The 211-nt window shown below is 57.3% G+C and carries 1 protein-coding gene; it reads right to left on the bottom strand.

Translation table 11 applies throughout. The features are described from left to right. Positions 1–211: fructose PTS transporter subunit IIB (locus FDX22_RS22545; protein ID WP_222592563.1), on the bottom strand; the 211-nt coding region annotated here is incomplete at both ends.

Here is a 211-nt window from a genome sequence, read left to right on the forward strand (position 1 = left end):
ATCACCAGATCGGCCTCGGCAACCTCTTCCGGCGTAATGGCATTACCTGCCCCTACTGAGCCGCGGGTTTCCACTTTCACCCACCAGCCGCGTTTTTTCGCTTCGGTTTCGATAGCTTCAGCAGCCATAAACGTATGTGCGACGCCTGTCGGACAGGCTGTCACTGCCACCACACGTTTTGGACCATTGCTTGCCGCTGGCGTTGCCACAA

The organism is Citrobacter sp. TBCS-14, from assembly GCF_005280805.1.
Lineage (GTDB): Bacteria > Pseudomonadota > Gammaproteobacteria > Enterobacterales > Enterobacteriaceae > Citrobacter > Citrobacter gillenii.